The sequence below is a fragment of the Pseudomonas sp. StFLB209 genome (genome assembly GCF_000829415.1).
Lineage (GTDB): Bacteria > Pseudomonadota > Gammaproteobacteria > Pseudomonadales > Pseudomonadaceae > Aquipseudomonas.
Map to the genome: position 1 here is coordinate 2046084 of NZ_AP014637.1, position 16834 is coordinate 2062917.

The following is a 16834-nucleotide window of genomic DNA, read 5'->3' on the forward strand; positions in this document are numbered from 1 at the left end:
TTCGAAGGCTCTAATTGGCGGCTTTCAGAGAAAAACACTTTTACCGTGGGTGTAAAAAAGCCCCGGTTCGCGCGCGGCCGGGGCTTGGTTCGGTGCGGTCTGATCAGAGGTTGTCGACGGCCTTGACCATGTCCTCAATGACCTTCTTCGCGTCACCAAAAACCATCATGCTTTTGTCCAGATAGAACAGTTCGTTGTCCAGACCGGCATAGCCGCTGGCCATCGAGCGCTTGTTGACGATGATGGTCTTGGCTTTATAAGCCTCCAGGATCGGCATGCCGGCGATAGGCGACTTGGGATCGTTTTTCGCCGCCGGGTTGACCACGTCGTTGGCGCCCAGCACCAGCACCACGTCGGCCTGACCGAACTCGGAGTTGATGTCTTCCATCTCGAACACCTGGTCATAAGGCACTTCGGCCTCGGCGAGCAGCACGTTCATGTGCCCCGGCATGCGCCCGGCCACCGGGTGGATCGCGTATTTCACGGTCACCCCGTGGTGGACCAGTTTTTCGGTCAGTTCCTTGAGCGCGTGCTGGGCCCGAGCCACCGCCAGGCCGTAGCCGGGAACGATGATCACGGTGTCGGCGTTGGTCAGCAGGAAAGTCGCATCGTCGGCCGAGCCGGATTTGACCGAGCGTTGCTGCTGGCCTGCTTGCGCCGGGCCTGCCTCTGCCGCCCCACCAAAGCCGCCACCGATCACGTTGAAGAACGAACGGTTCATCGCCTTGCACATGATGTACGACAGGATCGCACCGCTGGAGCCCACCAGAGAGCCGGCGATGATCAGCATCGAGTTGTTCAGCGAGAAGCCGATACCGGCCGCCGCCCAGCCTGAATAGCTGTTGAGCATCGACACCACCACCGGCATATCGGCGCCGCCAATCGGGATGATCAGCAGTACGCCGATCACGAAGGCCAGCACCAGCATGATGGCGAATGCAGTGAGGTTGCCGTTGATCATGTAGGTGAGGCCGCAGAACAGCGTGGCCAGGCCCAGAACCAGGTTCAGCTTGTGCTGGCCGGCGAACTGTACCGGTGCGCCCTGAAACAGGCGGAACTTGTACTTGCCCGACAGCTTGCCGAAGGCGATGACCGAACCGGAGAAGGTGATGGCACCGATGGCTGCGCCGAGGAACAGCTCCAGGCGGTTGCCTACCGGGATTGCATCGCCCAGATTGGCCACGATACCCAGCGACTGTGGCTCAACGACTGCGGCGATAGCGATGAACACGGCGGCCAGGCCGATCATGCTGTGCATGAACGCCACCAGCTCAGGCATCTTGGTCATCTCGACGCGCTTGGCCATGATTGAGCCGGCGCTGCCGCCGACCAGCAGGCCGACGATGATGTAGCCGATGCCGGCGCTGGTCCCTTCAACGGACGACAGGGCCGCCAGTTTGTAGACCAGACCGACCGTGGTCAGCACCGCAAGGCCCATGCCCAGCATGCCGAACAGGTTGCCGCGCCGCGAGGTGGTGGGGTGCGACAGGCCCTTGAGTGCCTGAATAAAGCAGACCGCCGAAACCAGGTAGAGCAGGGTGACGAGGTTCATGCTCATTTCTGCACCTCATCCTTGGCCTTGGCTTTCTTTTTGAACATTTCCAGCATCCGCCGGGTGACCAGGAAACCGCCAAACACGTTGACCGCAGCGAGGGCCACCGCCAGGGTGCCCATAATCTTGCCCAGCGGGGTCACTGTGAGGGCGGCGGCGAGCATGGCGCCGACGATCACGATGGCCGAGATGGCGTTGGTCACGGCCATCAGCGGGGTGTGCAGGGCAGGGGTGACGTTCCAGACCACGTGGTAGCCGACATAGATCGCCAGCACGAAAATGATCAGGTTGTAGATACCGGGGGAGATCAGCTCTTGCATTGTGGTTGTTCTCAGCCGTTCTTGCGGATGACCTGGCCGTCGCGGCACATCAGGCACGCGGCGACGATGTCGTCTTCGAGGTTGATCGAGAAAGTGCCGTCCTTGTCAAACAGCAGCTTCATGAAGTCCAGCAGGTTGCGTGCGTACAGCGCCGAGGCGTCTGCAGCGACCTGTGCCGGCAGGTTGGTCGGCCCGACAATGGTCACACCATTGTTGATCACTACCTGGTCAGCCACGGTCAGCGGGCAGTTGCCACCCTGAGCGGCAGCCAGGTCGATGACCACTGAACCGGGCTTCATCTGCGCCACGGTGTCGGCACTGAGCAGCACTGGCGCTTTGCGGCCGGGAATCAGTGCGGTGGTGATGACGATGTCCGACTGTCTGGCGCGTTCGTGCACGGCAGCGGCCTGGCGCTGCATCCAGCTGGCCGGCATGGGCCGGGCATAACCGCCGACGCCTTCGGCGCACTCGCGTTCTTCATCGGTCTCGTAGGGCACATCGATAAACTTGGCGCCCAGCGATTCGATCTGCTCACGCACGGCTGGACGCACATCCGAGGCTTCCACCACGGCGCCCAGGCGCTTGGCCGTCGCAATGGCCTGCAAACCGGCCACGCCGGCGCCGAGAATCAGCACCCGGGCGGCTTTTACGGTCCCGGCGGCGGTCATCAGCATCGGCATGAAGCGCGGATAGTGATGGGCGGCCAGCAATACAGACTTGTAGCCGGCAATGTTGGCCTGAGACGACAGCACATCGAGGCTTTGGGCGCGGGAGGTACGCGGTGCGGCCTCCAGGGCAAAGGCGCTGATGCCGCGCTCTGCCATGCGGGCAATGCTCTCGTTGTTGAACGGGTTGAGCATGCCGATCAGCACGGTGCCGCTGTTGATCAGGCTCAGTTCTTCAGCATTGGGCGCTGTCACCTTGAGAATGAGTTGGGCGCCGAAGGCGTCGCTGGCCTGGCCAAGCGTGGCGCCAGCGGCAACAAAGGCGCTGTCCGGGACCCCGGCATGGATGCCCGCGCCGCTTTGCACGGTAATCGTGTGACCCTGGCTGACCAGTTTTTTGATGGTTTCCGGGGTGGCGGCTACCCGTGTTTCGCCCGCGTGGGTTTCGAGAGGAACACCAATGTGCACGTCAAGTCTCCTGCATGATCTTTCTTGTCTTGATGAGTTGGCCGTTGTGCTGCGGCAGTGCCTTGGCGGTGTTCAACCAGCATGTCCTATGCCCTGCAGGCCAGGCGCGACGCATTGTGCAGGCGAGCGTGGGCGGCCTTCAATAGATTCTGTAATAAGACTGGAAAACAACTACAAGTCATCCTGTGACCTATTGTCGCAATATTTTAGTGAGGGCCTTTATTTATAAGGCTTATAGAGAATTCCACTGATTTTATGTGGGTAAGAATATATTTTTGCTGCGGTCGTGGATTGACTCAAGAAAGTCGCTCAAAGCCACGTAAATAGAAGCTTCAACAGATTTTTGAAAGGATTGTTGAACAGTTCCACAATGGCGACAAAAGCTTACATCTGTAGCGCAATGTAAGTCGTAACTACCTATTTATGAGTCGCCTCAGGCCTTGTCATGCGGCAATTTGAAGCGCTGTGCCTGCTCCACCAGCCAGTTGCCAAACGTTTGCAGCGATACAGTTGCGGTTTTTCGTTCGGGAATCATCAAGTGATAGGCCTTCAGGCTAGTCAATGCATGAGAATTGGCAATGACCAGGCGTCCCTCTTCCAATTCGCGCTGAATCAGAAACGGCGGGATCAGGGCTACGCCCATTTCGTGGATGGCGGCCTGGGCCAGCATCGAAAACAGCTCGTAGCGTGGGCCGGTCATGTCGCGAGGTACTTGGACCTGGCAGTCATTGAACCACTGGCGCCAGGCGTAGGGGCGGGTGGTCTGCTGGAGCAGGGGCAGCAGGGCGATTTGTTCGGCGTCCAGCCGATCTTGGCCGTTCAGGAACGCCGGTGCGCAGACCGGCATGGGGTTTTCACTCATCAGACGATACGCCCGGGTGCCCGGCCAGTCGGCATCGCCAAAGTAGATGGCGGCATCGAAATCGGTGTCGGCGAACAGAAAGGGGCGGGTACGGTTGGTCAGGTTCAGGGTGACCTCAGGATGGCGCATCTGAAAGTCTTTCAGACGAGGTAACAGCCATTGGGTGCCGAAGGTCGGCACAACGGCCAGTTCGATGACGCTGCTGCCCTGCTGGCCCATGATCGACAGCGTGTCGCGCTCTACGGCATCGAGTTGCAGGGCGACCCGGCGACTATAGGACAGGCCGGCATCGGTAATCTTTACCCCACGTCTTGAGCGCTTGAACAGCTCGACCCCGAGAAAGTCTTCAAGGCTGGCGATCTGTCGGCAGATCGCACTTTGGGTGAGCGACAGCTCCTGAGCGGCTTTGGTGAAGCTCTCGTGGCGAGCGGCCGATTCGAAGCTGACCAGAGCGGAAGTGCTGGGGATCTTGCGTCGCATGTACGGAGTCCTCACCTGTGGCTACGAAATACCAAGGTTCTGATGGTTTCGGAGTGAGAAATTAGCACAACACCGTGCATAAACGTCGTTTGTCCCTTGGGCGGTGCGCGGCTAGGCTTGATGCATTACCAATGGCATTTCTGTGAGGCATGGACCATGGGCGGCAAGGCAAGCTTCAACTGGATTGATCCGCTGTTGCTGGATCAGCAACTGACTGAAGAAGAGCGCATGGTTCGTGACAGCGCTGAACAATTTGCCCAGGACAAACTGGCGCCCCGGGTGCTGGAGGCTTTCCGTCACGAGCGCACCGATCCTGCGATTTTCCGTGAAATGGGCGAGGTGGGGCTGCTGGGTGCGACGATCCCTGAAGCGTATGGCGGCAGTGGGCTCAATTATGTGTGCTACGGGCTGATTGCCCGCGAGGTGGAACGTATCGACTCCGGCTACCGCTCGATGATGAGCGTGCAGTCGTCGCTGGTGATGGTGCCGATCAACGAGTTCGGTTCCGAGGCGCAGAAGCAGAAGTACCTGCCCAGACTCGCCACTGGCGAGTGGATTGGCTGCTTTGGCCTGACCGAGCCCAATCATGGCTCCGATCCGGGCGCCATGATCAGCCGGGCACGCAAGGTGGAGGGTGGCTATAGCCTGAGCGGGGCGAAGATGTGGATCACCAACAGTCCGATTGCCGATGTGTTTGTGGTTTGGGCCAAGGATGATGCCGGCGATATTCGCGGCTTCATCCTGGAGAAGGGCTGGGCGGGGCTGAGCGCGCCGGCCATTCACGGCAAGGTCGGGCTGCGGGCATCGATCACCGGTGAGATCGTAATGGATAACGTGTTTGTGCCCGAAGAGAACATCTTCCCTGACGTGCGCGGTCTGAAAGGTCCGTTTACCTGCCTCAACTCAGCGCGCTACGGGATCGCCTGGGGCGCACTGGGGGCTGCGGAATACTGCTGGCATACCTCGCGGCAATACACCCTGGACCGCCAGCAGTTCGGCCGCCCGCTTGCAGCCAACCAGTTGATCCAGAAAAAGCTGGCCGACATGCAGACCGAGATTACCCTGGCGTTGCAAGGCTGCCTGCGACTTGGGCGCATGAAGGATGAAGGGACGGCAGCGGTGGAAATCACCTCGATCATGAAGCGCAACTCCTGCGGCAAGGCGCTGGATATTGCGCGTCTGGCGCGGGACATGCTGGGTGGCAATGGCATCAGCGACGAGTTCGGTGTGGCACGCCATCTGGTCAACCTTGAGGTGGTTAATACCTATGAGGGGACGCACGATGTACACGCCCTGATTCTTGGGCGTGCACAGACCGGCATCCAGGCCTTCTATTAATAGAGATGGGGGGCAGGCCATGGGCGCGCTGTCGCATGTTCGAGTGCTTGATCTGTCGCGGGTGCTGGCCGGGCCCTGGTCCGGGCAGATCCTGGCTGACCTGGGCGCTGAGGTCATAAAGGTCGAGCGTCCGGGCAGTGGTGACGACACCCGTGCCTGGGGGCCGCCGTTCCTGAAAGATGCCGCCGGCGAGAATACCGCAGAGGCTGCTTACTATCTGGCGGCCAATCGCAACAAGCAGTCGGTGACCATCGACTTCACGCGCCCTGAAGGGCAGGCACTGCTGCGTGAGCTGGCGGCGCGCTCCGATATCCTGATCGAGAACTTCAAGGTTGGCGGCCTGGCGGCCTACGGGCTCGATTATGAGTCACTGAAGCTGAGCAACCCACGGCTTATCTATTGCTCCATTACCGGCTTCGGGCAAACCGGGCCTTATGCCAAGCGCGCCGGGTATGACTTCATGATCCAGGGGTTGGGTGGGCTGATGAGCCTGACCGGGCGTACTGATGCTGAGGACGGTGCCGGGCCGGTCAAGGTGGGTGTGGCGCTGACGGATATCCTGACCGGGTTGTACGCCAGCACTGCAATGCTTGCCGCGCTGGCGCATCGTGACCAGACCGGGGTGGGGCAATACATCGATATGGCATTGCTCGACGTGCAGGTCGCTTGCCTGGCGAACCAGGCGATGAACTACCTGACCACCGGAACGGCGCCGCGTCGGTTGGGTAATGCACATCCCAATATCGTGCCATATCAGGATTTCCCGACTGCCGATGGGGATTTCATTCTTACCGTTGGCAATGACAGCCAGTTCAGAAAGTTTGCTGAAGTGGCGGGGCAGCCGCAGTGGGCCGACGATCCGCGCTTCCAGACCAATAAGCTGCGGGTGACCAACCGGGCTGAACTGGTGATGCTGATCCGCCAGGCAACGGTGTTCAAGACCACCGCGCAGTGGGTGGCCGAGCTGGAGGCGGTTGGCGTACCGTGCGGGCCAATCAACGACCTGGCCCAAGTGTTTGCCGATCCGCAGGTGCTGGCGCGGGAACTGGCTATCAGCTTGCCGCATGCGCTGGGTGGGCAGGTGCCGCTGGTGGCCAGCCCGATTCGCTTGTCTGAGACGCCGGTTACCTATCGTCATGCGCCACCTTTGTTGGGTGAGCATACGCAGGGGGTGCTGCAGGCTTTGCTGGGGATGAGCGAGGAGCAGATTGCAGGGTTGCGTCAGGCGAGGGTTATTTAATCTCTTCTCTTCTATATAGAAGAAAGATCAGTTTTGAAGCGGCTGAGCGTTTATTTCAGAATTATTGAAATTAACGGTTGACGGGGTTTCAGATGTCCTTATAATGCGCACCACTTCCAACGCGGAATGAACGAGAAACTCCTTGGTAATCAACGAGTTAGCAGTTCAGAAAGGGTTGGAGGCGGTGCGAGCCTCCTGGCTCCGGCGGTGAAAAAAGGCAGTTGACAGCAACTTAGGATGCTGTAAGATTCGCCTCCCGCTGACGAGTTAATCGAAAGATGCTCGGCACGCTGTTCGGTTCTAGCGTTTCGAAGTTTTGAATGAGTTTGAAACTTCTGAAAATAAACGCTTGACAGAACAAGAGGTTAGCGTAGAATGCGCGCCTCGGTTGAAGCGAAAGGCTCAACCAACCGCTCTTTAACAATTGAATCAAGCAATTCGTGTGGGTGCTTGCGCTGTCAGACTGAGAGTCAACAGATTATCAGCAACGTAAGTGACCATGCGAGAAATCACATAGTCATTTGAGATTGCTGAGCCAAGTTTAGGGTTTTCTCAAAACCCAAGCAGTATTGAACTGAAGAGTTTGATCATGGCTCAGATTGAACGCTGGCGGCAGGCCTAACACATGCAAGTCGAGCGGTAGAGAGAAGCTTGCTTCTCTTGAGAGCGGCGGACGGGTGAGTAATGCCTAGGAATCTGCCTGATAGTGGGGGATAACGTCCGGAAACGGACGCTAATACCGCATACGTCCTACGGGAGAAAGTGGGGGCTCTTCGGACCTCACGCTATCAGATGAGCCTAGGTCGGATTAGCTAGTTGGTGGGGTAAAGGCTCACCAAGGCGACGATCCGTAACTGGTCTGAGAGGATGATCAGTCACACTGGAACTGAGACACGGTCCAGACTCCTACGGGAGGCAGCAGTGGGGAATATTGGACAATGGGCGAAAGCCTGATCCAGCCATGCCGCGTGTGTGAAGAAGGTCTTCGGATTGTAAAGCACTTTAAGTTGGGAGGAAGGGTCGTTACCTAATACGTGGCGATTTTGACGTTACCGACAGAATAAGCACCGGCTAACTCTGTGCCAGCAGCCGCGGTAATACAGAGGGTGCAAGCGTTAATCGGAATTACTGGGCGTAAAGCGCGCGTAGGTGGTTTGTTAAGTTGGATGTGAAATCCCCGGGCTCAACCTGGGAACTGCATCCAAAACTGGCAAGCTAGAGTAGGGCAGAGGGTGGTGGAATTTCCTGTGTAGCGGTGAAATGCGTAGATATAGGAAGGAACACCAGTGGCGAAGGCGACCACCTGGGCTCATACTGACACTGAGGTGCGAAAGCGTGGGGAGCAAACAGGATTAGATACCCTGGTAGTCCACGCCGTAAACGATGTCAACTAGCCGTTGGAATCCTTGAGATTTTAGTGGCGCAGCTAACGCATTAAGTTGACCGCCTGGGGAGTACGGCCGCAAGGTTAAAACTCAAATGAATTGACGGGGGCCCGCACAAGCGGTGGAGCATGTGGTTTAATTCGAAGCAACGCGAAGAACCTTACCAGGCCTTGACATCCAATGAACTTTCCAGAGATGGATTGGTGCCTTCGGGAACATTGAGACAGGTGCTGCATGGCTGTCGTCAGCTCGTGTCGTGAGATGTTGGGTTAAGTCCCGTAACGAGCGCAACCCTTGTCCTTAGTTACCAGCACGTTATGGTGGGCACTCTAAGGAGACTGCCGGTGACAAACCGGAGGAAGGTGGGGATGACGTCAAGTCATCATGGCCCTTACGGCCTGGGCTACACACGTGCTACAATGGTCGGTACAGAGGGTTGCCAAGCCGCGAGGTGGAGCTAATCTCACAAAACCGATCGTAGTCCGGATCGCAGTCTGCAACTCGACTGCGTGAAGTCGGAATCGCTAGTAATCGCGAATCAGAATGTCGCGGTGAATACGTTCCCGGGCCTTGTACACACCGCCCGTCACACCATGGGAGTGGGTTGCACCAGAAGTAGCTAGTCTAACCTTCGGGAGGACGGTTACCACGGTGTGATTCATGACTGGGGTGAAGTCGTAACAAGGTAGCCGTAGGGGAACCTGCGGCTGGATCACCTCCTTAATCGACGACCCAGCTGCGTCGTAAGTTCCCACACGAATTGCTTGATTCATTGAAGAAGACGATAGCAGCCTGTGCTTAGAACTGAGCATTCCATGGTTGCCATGGTGAATGCTGATTTCTGACCTTTGTCAGATCGTTCTTTAAAAATTCGGATATGTGAAACATTTTAGACTGTGCGCCACTTTCACTGGTGGGGTGCAGGCTAAGGCAAAGAAAGTTTGTTGAATCAAGCTTTCGGCGAATGTCGTCTTCACAGTATAACCAGATAGCTTGGGGTTATATGGTCAAGTGAAGAAGCGCATACGGTGGATGCCTTGGCAGTCAGAGGCGATGAAAGACGTGGTAGCCTGCGATAAGCTTCGGGGAGTCGGCAAACAGACTTTGATCCGGAGATCTCTGAATGGGGGAACCCACTCAGCACAAGCTGAGTATCTTGCACTGAATACATAGGTGCAAGAGGCGAACCAGGGGAACTGAAACATCTAAGTACCCTGAGGAATAGAAATCAACCGAGATTCCCTTAGTAGTGGCGAGCGAACGGGGACCAGCCCTTAAGTGGCTTGGAGATTAGCGGAACGCTCTGGAAAGTGCGGCCATAGTGGGTGATAGCCCTGTACGCGAAAATCTCCTTGTCATGAAATCGAGTAGGACGGGGCACGAGAAACCTTGTCTGAATATGGGGGGACCATCCTCCAAGGCTAAATACTACTGACTGACCGATAGTGAACCAGTACCGTGAGGGAAAGGCGAAAAGAACCGCGGAGAGCGGAGTGAAATAGAACCTGAAACCGTATGCGTACAAGCAGTGGGAGCCTACTTGTTAGGTGACTGCGTACCTTTTGTATAATGGGTCAGCGACTTATATTCAGTGGCAAGCTTAACCGTATAGGGGAGGCGTAGCGAAAGCGAGTCTTAATAGGGCGTTTAGTCGCTGGGTATAGACCCGAAACCGGGCGATCTATCCATGGGCAGGTTGAAGGTTAGGTAACACTGACTGGAGGACCGAACCGACTACCGTTGAAAAGTTAGCGGATGACCTGTGGATCGGAGTGAAAGGCTAATCAAGCTCGGAGATAGCTGGTTCTCCTCGAAAGCTATTTAGGTAGCGCCTCATGTATCACTGTAGGGGGTAGAGCACTGTTTCGGCTAGGGGGTCATCCCGACTTACCAAACCGATGCAAACTCCGAATACCTACAAGTGCCGAGCATGGGAGACACACGGCGGGTGCTAACGTCCGTCGTGAAAAGGGAAACAACCCAGACCGTCAGCTAAGGTCCCAAAGTCATGGTTAAGTGGGAAACGATGTGGGAAGGCTTAGACAGCTAGGAGGTTGGCTTAGAAGCAGCCACCCTTTAAAGAAAGCGTAATAGCTCACTAGTCGAGTCGGCCTGCGCGGAAGATGTAACGGGGCTCAAACCATGCACCGAAGCTACGGGTATCACCTTTTGGTGATGCGGTAGAGGAGCGTTCTGTAAGCCTGTGAAGGTGAGTTGAGAAGCTTGCTGGAGGTATCAGAAGTGCGAATGCTGACATGAGTAACGACAATGGGAGTGAAAAACTCCCACGCCGAAAGACCAAGGTTTCCTGCGCAACGTTAATCGACGCAGGGTTAGTCGGTCCCTAAGGCGAGGCTGAAAAGCGTAGTCGATGGAAAACAGGTTAATATTCCTGTACTTCCGGTTATTGCGATGGAGGGACGGAGAAGGCTAGGCCAGCCTGGCGTTGGTTGTCCAGGTTTAAGGTGGTAGGCTGGGATCTTAGGCAAATCCGGGATCCCAAGGCCGAGAGCTGATGACGAGTGTTCTTTAGAACATGAAGTGGTTGATGCCATGCTTCCAGGAAAAGCTCCTAAGCTTCAGATAATCGGGAACCGTACCCCAAACCGACACAGGTGGTTAGGTAGAGAATACCAAGGCGCTTGAGAGAACTCGGGTGAAGGAACTAGGCAAAATGGCACCGTAACTTCGGGAGAAGGTGCGCCGGTGAGGGTGAAGGACTTGCTCCGTAAGCCCATGCCGGTCGAAGATACCAGGCCGCTGCGACTGTTTATTAAAAACACAGCACTCTGCAAACACGAAAGTGGACGTATAGGGTGTGACGCCTGCCCGGTGCCGGAAGGTTAATTGATGGGGTTAGCGCAAGCGAAGCTCTTGATCGAAGCCCCGGTAAACGGCGGCCGTAACTATAACGGTCCTAAGGTAGCGAAATTCCTTGTCGGGTAAGTTCCGACCTGCACGAATGGCGTAACGATGGCGGCGCTGTCTCCACCCGAGACTCAGTGAAATTGAAATCGCTGTGAAGATGCAGTGTATCCGCGGCTAGACGGAAAGACCCCGTGAACCTTTACTATAGCTTTGCACTGGACTTTGAATTTGCTTGTGTAGGATAGGTGGGAGGCTATGAAGCGTGGACGCCAGTCTGCGTGGAGCCATCCTTGAAATACCACCCTGGCAACTTTGAGGTTCTAACTCAGGTCCGTTATCCGGATCGAGGACAGTGTATGGTGGGTAGTTTGACTGGGGCGGTCTCCTCCCAAAGAGTAACGGAGGAGTACGAAGGTGCGCTCAGACCGGTCGGAAATCGGTCGTAGAGTATAAAGGCAAAAGCGCGCTTGACTGCGAGACCCACACGTCGAGCAGGTACGAAAGTAGGTCTTAGTGATCCGGTGGTTCTGTATGGAAGGGCCATCGCTCAACGGATAAAAGGTACTCCGGGGATAACAGGCTGATACCGCCCAAGAGTTCATATCGACGGCGGTGTTTGGCACCTCGATGTCGGCTCATCACATCCTGGGGCTGAAGCCGGTCCCAAGGGTATGGCTGTTCGCCATTTAAAGTGGTACGCGAGCTGGGTTTAGAACGTCGTGAGACAGTTCGGTCCCTATCTGCCGTGGACGTTTGAGATTTGAGAGGGGCTGCTCCTAGTACGAGAGGACCGGAGTGGACGAACCTCTGGTGTTCCGGTTGTCACGCCAGTGGCATTGCCGGGTAGCTATGTTCGGAAAAGATAACCGCTGAAAGCATCTAAGCGGGAAACTTGCCTCAAGATGAGATCTCACTGGGATCTTGAATCCCCTAAAGGGCCGTCGAAGACTACGACGTTGATAGGTGGGGTGTGTAAGCGCTGTGAGGCGTTGAGCTAACCCATACTAATTGCCCGTGAGGCTTGACCATATAACACCCAAGCCATCTGCACAGCAGTGGCGGTGTGTGAAGACGATACAGCCGAAAGCTGATCAACAAACGCCGAAAAATGTTCACATAACCGAATTTGCCAGCGTGTGAAAACGCACTGGCTACCGAATTTCTTGACGACCATAGAGTGTTGGAACCACCTGATCCCATCCCGAACTCAGTAGTGAAACGATACATCGCCGATGGTAGTGTGGGGCTTCCCCATGTGAGAGTAGGTCATCGTCAAGATTCAAACACAGAACCCCTGATCGCTCTGCGATCGGGGGTTTTGCTTTTAGTAGAAGACATTCAAATTCGCTGGCACGTCGTTGACGGGTCGAGCTACAGAATTTCTTGACGACCATAGAGCGCTGGAACCACCTGATCCCATCCCGAACTCAGCAGTGAAACGGTGCATCGCCGATGGTAGTGTGGGGCTTCCCCATGTGAGAGTAGGTCATCGTCAAGATTCAATTCCGAAACCCCTGATCGCCATGCGGTCAGGGGTTTTGTCGTTTCTGCGCCCTGCTTTTATCAGAACTCGTAGCTGACAGTCGCGACCACATTGCGCTCTTCGCCCATGTAGCAGTAACTCAGGCTGGCACAGGATGCGACGTACGACTCATTGCTCAGGTTATTGGCGTTGAGCCGTACATCCACACCTTTGAGTCCGACCTTGCCCAGGTCATAACCCACCGAAGCATCGAACAGGGTATAGGCTGGAACCTTCAGGGTGTTCTCTGCATCTGCCCAGCTATAGCCGACATAGCGTACCCCGGCACCGAGGCGCAGCCCGTCCAGCGCCCCCTGGTTAAAGCGATAGTCGCCCCACAGCGAAGCCATCTGCCTCGGCGCCTGGGTTGGAGAGTTGCCTTTGTTCTCGATTACATTGCTCGCCGTGCTCAAGGTGCTGAGCATCGACTTGGAGTATTCGATGTCGGTAAAGGTGTAGCTGCCCAGCAACTTGAATTGCTCGGTGAGCTGCACATGGGCTTCCAGCTCCAGACCTTGCGAGCGTACTGCTCCTATCGGCCGGTAGAAGTTCTCCTGTGGCAGCTTGGACGCCAGGTTCTCCTGATCGATGCGGAATACCGAGGCGGTGAACAGGTTATCGGTGCCCGGTGGCTGATATTTGATCCCCGCTTCCCATTGCGTTCCGTCAGTCGGTGCCAACGGGTTGCCGTTGCTGTCGGCAAACGAGTTGGGGTTGAACGACTCGGAGTAGCTCAGGTACGGCGCCACGCCGTTGTCGAACAGATACAGCACCCCGGCGCGGCCGGTGAATTTGCTACGGCGATCTTCGACCTCGGTACCCAGCGGCCGAGCAAACTCGGCCAAACGGTTTTCTTCCGAGGTCTTGACCCAGTCCTGGCGCAAGCCGAGCGAGACGCGCCAGCGGTCCAGTTCAATCAGATCCTGAGCGTACAGCCCGGTCTGCTCCAAACGACGCAAGTAGCGGGTCGGGCTGTAGTAACTGATGGTCGTGTCGCCATACACAGGCGTAAACGCATTGAGCGGTGACGCCGCGCCGCTGGTCCAGTCGACCACGGTCTTGCGCCGTTGATAGTCCGCGCCCAGTAATACGGTGTGCTTGATCGCGCCGGTGAAGAATTCGGCCTGCACCATATTGTCGACAATGAACGAATGCAGCCTTTCGCGACCGCCCGAGTAATACCGGTTCAACTCGTTGCCGGTGGCACTGGTCCAGCCATAGCCGTAGACCTGATCCACGTCGACGTCCGAATCCAGATAGCGGAAGTTCTGCCGTGCGGTGAAGGTGTCATTGAAACGGTGCTCGAACTGATAACCGAAAGACTGCTGATCGCGGCTGTAGCCATCGACGCCCGGCTCGCCGTCGAAGAAGTGTTCAGAGATCCGTTGGCCATTGCGCTGACGCAGCGAACCATCGGCGGGCACGCCGCTGTGATAACCGCCCTCAGGATCATGCTGCAAGTAGGCCTGCAAGGTCAGCGAGGTGTCTTCGCTGAAGTCGATACTCAAGGTTGGCGCCAAGGCATAACGCTTTTCTTCGACATGATCGAACTGGGTATCGGAGCGTTCGCTGAGGCCGATCAGCCGATAGGCGATGCGCTTGTCATCGTCCAGTGGTCCGCTGAAATCGAAGCCCAGCCCGCGCTGCCCTTGAGTGCCTATGGTCGCCTGAATCTGATGGTAATCCTCATACAGCGGCTTCTTGCTGGTCAGTGCCACCAGGCCCCCGGGTGAACTGCGGCCATACAGCACCGATGACGGCCCCTTCAGCACGTCCACCCGCTCCAGAAAGTACGGGTCGACCTGCATGGTGCTGTAGGTGCCGCTGTCGCCCATCGACTTGAGGCCATCGAGGTAGATGTTATCCACCGAGCCATCGTTGAAGCCACGCATCGCCACATAGTCATAACGATGCGTTGCACCATAGGGATTGGTCAGCACGCCGGGGGAGTAGCGCATGGCCTGGGCGACGCTCTGGGCGCCCTGGTCATCCATCTGCTGGCGGGTCACCACCGACACCGACTGTGAAGTCTCCAGCAGCGCGGTACTGGTTTTGGTCGCCACTTGGCTGTGGGTCGCGTTGTAGCCTTCGGCACTGCCCAGTGCGTTGCCCAGCGAGAAACCGCGAATGTCCGTCGAGGGCAGCGACAAGGTCTGCTCGACGCTGCTGCTCAGGATGTAGTTGCTGCCATCGGCCGAGCTGGCCTGCAGGCCGGTGCCCTGTAACAGCAGCTGCAGAGCCTGGTCAGTGGCGTAACGGCCTTGCAGGCTCCGGGAGCGCAGGCCGGCAGTTTGCTCTGGGGTGGTGGCCAGGCTGATGCCGGCCTGGCGGGCGAATTGATTCAAGGCTTCGCCCAGCGGCGCTGGCGCAATTGAGTAGTTGCGTAGCGCCTGGGTCACGCTCTCTTGCGCTTGTGCCTGGAATGACCAAGTGACGGCTCCTAGCGAAGAACAGATGATGGCTGTGCGTACGGCCAGCCCCAGGGCTGAGCGGATGATTGGTCTGGCAGCGGATAGCGAGGCAGAGTGAGGCTGGTTCATGGGCCGTTCCATTCGGGTCAGTAAGACAATGAGGGTTACTGACTGCTATGCCGAAGCAGCGGCACAAACCCGCCAGAAAATTTCACACCTGACGCTGCAGGGTGATCCACCAGCGTGTGCGGTAGTTGAGTTGGACCGGCAGGGTCTTGGGCAGCATGGCCAGCAACTGGTCGGTATCGGCAAGGCGGTACACACCCGACAAACGCAAGCCGGCGATGTCGTCAGTGCAACCCAGATAACCACGGCGATAGCGGCCAAGCTCCGCCAGAAAATCCGCCAGACGCATATTGCGGGTGACGATCAGCCCTTGCGCCCAGGCGCCAGCCTCCATGTCCAGTTCGGCCAGGCGCTGCACGCCCTTGGTGTCGACCCAATAGTGTTGCCCGGCCGCTACCTGAGTGACGGGGCCACCGACACCGTGAATACTCAGTTGGCCTTGCAGCACACTGACCCGGCTACGTGACGCTTCCTGGCGGATCACAAAACGCCCGGCCTGGGCTTCGAAGTGTCCATGGCGGCCCGCGACGCTGACCGGGGTGGTGCAGTCCAGCAATAGTTCGCCACGTTCCAGCTGCAACTGACCAGGCCCGGCCAGGCTGGCGACGCTGTCAGTATTGAGCTGCAACTGGCTGCCGTCGGCCAGTCGATAACTCTGGCACTGGCCGATTCCGGTACTGAAGTCGGCATTCCACGCCGGGTAATCCCTGGCCAGCCAGCTTCCCGCGCTACCGAGCAGCACAGTGCCCGACAACAGCTTCAGGGTCCGTCTGCGGCTCAACTGGCGTGCGCTGTTTTCCAGTGTCTCGAAGGTCTGGCCTGCACCAGGCAGCGCGTCGAAGGTGCTGTTCAGGTCACTGCTCAATGTCTGGACCCGCTGCCAGGCCTGCTCATGATCGGCATGTGCGCTGCGCCACTGGGTGCACTGTTCATACAGGCGTGGATCGACTTCGGGCTGTCTCAGGCGCAGTGACCAGTCGATAGCCTGGCGCACGACCTGCGCTGAAGGGGAGTGCAGGGTGCTCACGTCTCGTACCGCAACAGGTAGCAGTGATACAGCGCGTCGGCGACGTAGCGTTCCACAGAACGTATCGAAACGCCCAGGCGTTCAGCGATCTGCTTGTGGGTCAGCCCTTCGCATTGTGCCAGCAGAAAGGCCTGACGCACTTTGGGCTTCATGCCATCGAGCATGCGTGCCACGGCATTGAGCAATTCGAGGATCAATTCACGGGTTTCCGGGGACGGTGCTTCGCCAGGCGGCAAATGGGCGATAGTGTGCAGCCAGGCCCGATGCAATTCTTCACGACGCCAGTGATCAATCACCAGCCCGCGTGCCACGGTGCGCAGAAACGCGCGTGGGGTTTTCAGCTCCAGAGGCTCATGCCGGTTGCACAGGCGCACAAAGGTGTCCTGGGCCAGGTCGGCGGCATCTGCAGCGTTGCCCAGCTTGCTGCGCAGCCAAGCGTTGAGCCAGCTGTGATGATTGCTGTAGAGGTTATGCAGGGCCAAATGATGGGCAGACATCGTGACACGCCATCTCGATGTGTAAATGATAATAAGTCGCATTGTGTTGAGGCCGACAACAATTTGCAACTAT

Annotated in this window: 9 protein-coding genes and 4 rRNA genes; 6 read left to right on the forward strand and 7 right to left on the reverse strand. The window is 57.3% G+C overall.

Annotated features, from left to right (window positions below):
• Nucleotides 1-103 precede the first annotated feature (103 nt).
• The 4 genes from PSCI_RS09480 to PSCI_RS09495 all read right to left on the reverse strand — a co-directional run bounded on the left by PSCI_RS09480 (nt 104) and on the right by PSCI_RS09495 (nt 4347).
• Nucleotides 104-1558: an NAD(P)(+) transhydrogenase (Re/Si-specific) subunit beta gene (locus PSCI_RS09480; protein ID WP_045485606.1), complete on the reverse strand. Its 1455-nt coding sequence runs from the start codon at nt 1556-1558 to the stop codon at nt 104-106.
• Entirely contained in the window at nt 1555-1872 is a 318-nt protein-coding gene (locus tag PSCI_RS09485) for an NAD(P) transhydrogenase subunit alpha (RefSeq protein WP_045485609.1), read from the reverse strand. Before PSCI_RS09485 ends, PSCI_RS09480 begins: the two co-directional genes overlap by 4 nt.
• An 11-nt stretch (nt 1873-1883) precedes the next feature.
• A complete protein-coding gene (locus PSCI_RS09490) occupies nt 1884-3005 on the reverse strand; it encodes a Re/Si-specific NAD(P)(+) transhydrogenase subunit alpha (RefSeq protein WP_045485611.1) in 1122 nt (373 codons plus the stop codon).
• Between the two features lie 433 nt (nt 3006-3438).
• Nucleotides 3439-4347, reverse strand: a complete 909-nt coding sequence (locus PSCI_RS09495) for a LysR family transcriptional regulator (protein ID WP_045485613.1) — start codon at nt 4345-4347, stop codon at nt 3439-3441.
• 156 nt (nt 4348-4503) lie between these two features.
• Here PSCI_RS09495 and PSCI_RS09500 point away from each other — a divergent pair, with 156 nt between their 5' ends.
• The 6 genes from PSCI_RS09500 to rrf (PSCI_RS09525) all read left to right on the forward strand — a co-directional run bounded on the left by PSCI_RS09500 (nt 4504) and on the right by rrf (PSCI_RS09525) (nt 12676).
• Nucleotides 4504-5685, forward strand: coding sequence for an acyl-CoA dehydrogenase (locus PSCI_RS09500; RefSeq protein WP_045485616.1), 1182 nt, complete (start codon nt 4504-4506; stop codon nt 5683-5685).
• Between the two features lie 19 nt (nt 5686-5704).
• Nucleotides 5705-6925: a CaiB/BaiF CoA transferase family protein gene (locus PSCI_RS09505; protein WP_045485618.1), complete on the forward strand. Its 1221-nt coding sequence runs from the start codon at nt 5705-5707 to the stop codon at nt 6923-6925.
• Between the two features lie 571 nt (nt 6926-7496).
• Nucleotides 7497-9033 (forward strand): 16S ribosomal RNA (locus PSCI_RS09510).
• Between the two features lie 282 nt (nt 9034-9315).
• A 23S ribosomal RNA gene (locus tag PSCI_RS09515) occupies nt 9316-12207 on the forward strand.
• A 133-nt stretch (nt 12208-12340) separates the two neighbouring features.
• Nucleotides 12341-12456 (forward strand): 5S ribosomal RNA (rrf, locus tag PSCI_RS09520).
• Between the two features lie 104 nt (nt 12457-12560).
• A 5S ribosomal RNA gene (gene rrf / locus PSCI_RS09525) occupies nt 12561-12676 on the forward strand.
• Together the 16S, 23S and 5S rRNA genes form the textbook arrangement of a ribosomal RNA operon.
• Before the next feature lie 65 nt (nt 12677-12741).
• Here the strand turns inward: rrf (PSCI_RS09525) and PSCI_RS09530 are convergent.
• From PSCI_RS09530 to PSCI_RS09540, 3 genes are all read right to left on the reverse strand, one after another.
• On the reverse strand, nt 12742-15240 hold the full coding sequence (locus PSCI_RS09530) for a TonB-dependent siderophore receptor (protein WP_045485621.1): 2499 nt from the start codon (nt 15238-15240) through the stop codon (nt 12742-12744).
• An 82-nt stretch (nt 15241-15322) separates the two neighbouring features.
• Nucleotides 15323-16264 carry a DUF4880 domain-containing protein gene (locus PSCI_RS09535; protein WP_173426682.1) on the reverse strand — a complete coding sequence of 314 codons (942 nt, stop codon included), beginning with the start codon at nt 16262-16264 and terminating at the stop codon, nt 15323-15325.
• Complete coding sequence (locus PSCI_RS09540; RefSeq protein ID WP_045485630.1) at nt 16261-16761, reverse strand: sigma-70 family RNA polymerase sigma factor; 501 nt, start codon at nt 16759-16761, stop codon at nt 16261-16263. The genes PSCI_RS09535 and PSCI_RS09540 overlap by 4 nt, the downstream gene beginning before the upstream one ends.
• Between the last annotated feature and the right edge of the window lie 73 nt (nt 16762-16834).

What these genes read in the sequence shown, in the direction of transcription:
- PSCI_RS09480 (WP_045485606.1), bottom strand. Translation starts at nt 1,558, where the DNA reads ATGAGCATGAACCTCGTCACCCTGCTCTACCTGGTTTCGGCGGTCTGC.
- PSCI_RS09485 (WP_045485609.1), bottom strand. Translation starts at nt 1,872, where the DNA reads ATGCAAGAGCTGATCTCCCCCGGTATCTACAACCTGATCATTTTCGTG.
- PSCI_RS09495 (WP_045485613.1), bottom strand. Translation starts at nt 4,347, where the DNA reads ATGCGACGCAAGATCCCCAGCACTTCCGCTCTGGTCAGCTTCGAATCG.
- PSCI_RS09500 (WP_045485616.1), top strand. Translation starts at nt 4,504, where the DNA reads ATGGGCGGCAAGGCAAGCTTCAACTGGATTGATCCGCTGTTGCTGGAT.
- PSCI_RS09505 (WP_045485618.1), top strand. Translation starts at nt 5,705, where the DNA reads ATGGGCGCGCTGTCGCATGTTCGAGTGCTTGATCTGTCGCGGGTGCTG.
- PSCI_RS09530 (WP_045485621.1), bottom strand. Translation starts at nt 15,240, where the DNA reads ATGAACCAGCCTCACTCTGCCTCGCTATCCGCTGCCAGACCAATCATC.
- PSCI_RS09540 (WP_045485630.1), bottom strand. Translation starts at nt 16,761, where the DNA reads ATGTCTGCCCATCATTTGGCCCTGCATAACCTCTACAGCAATCATCAC.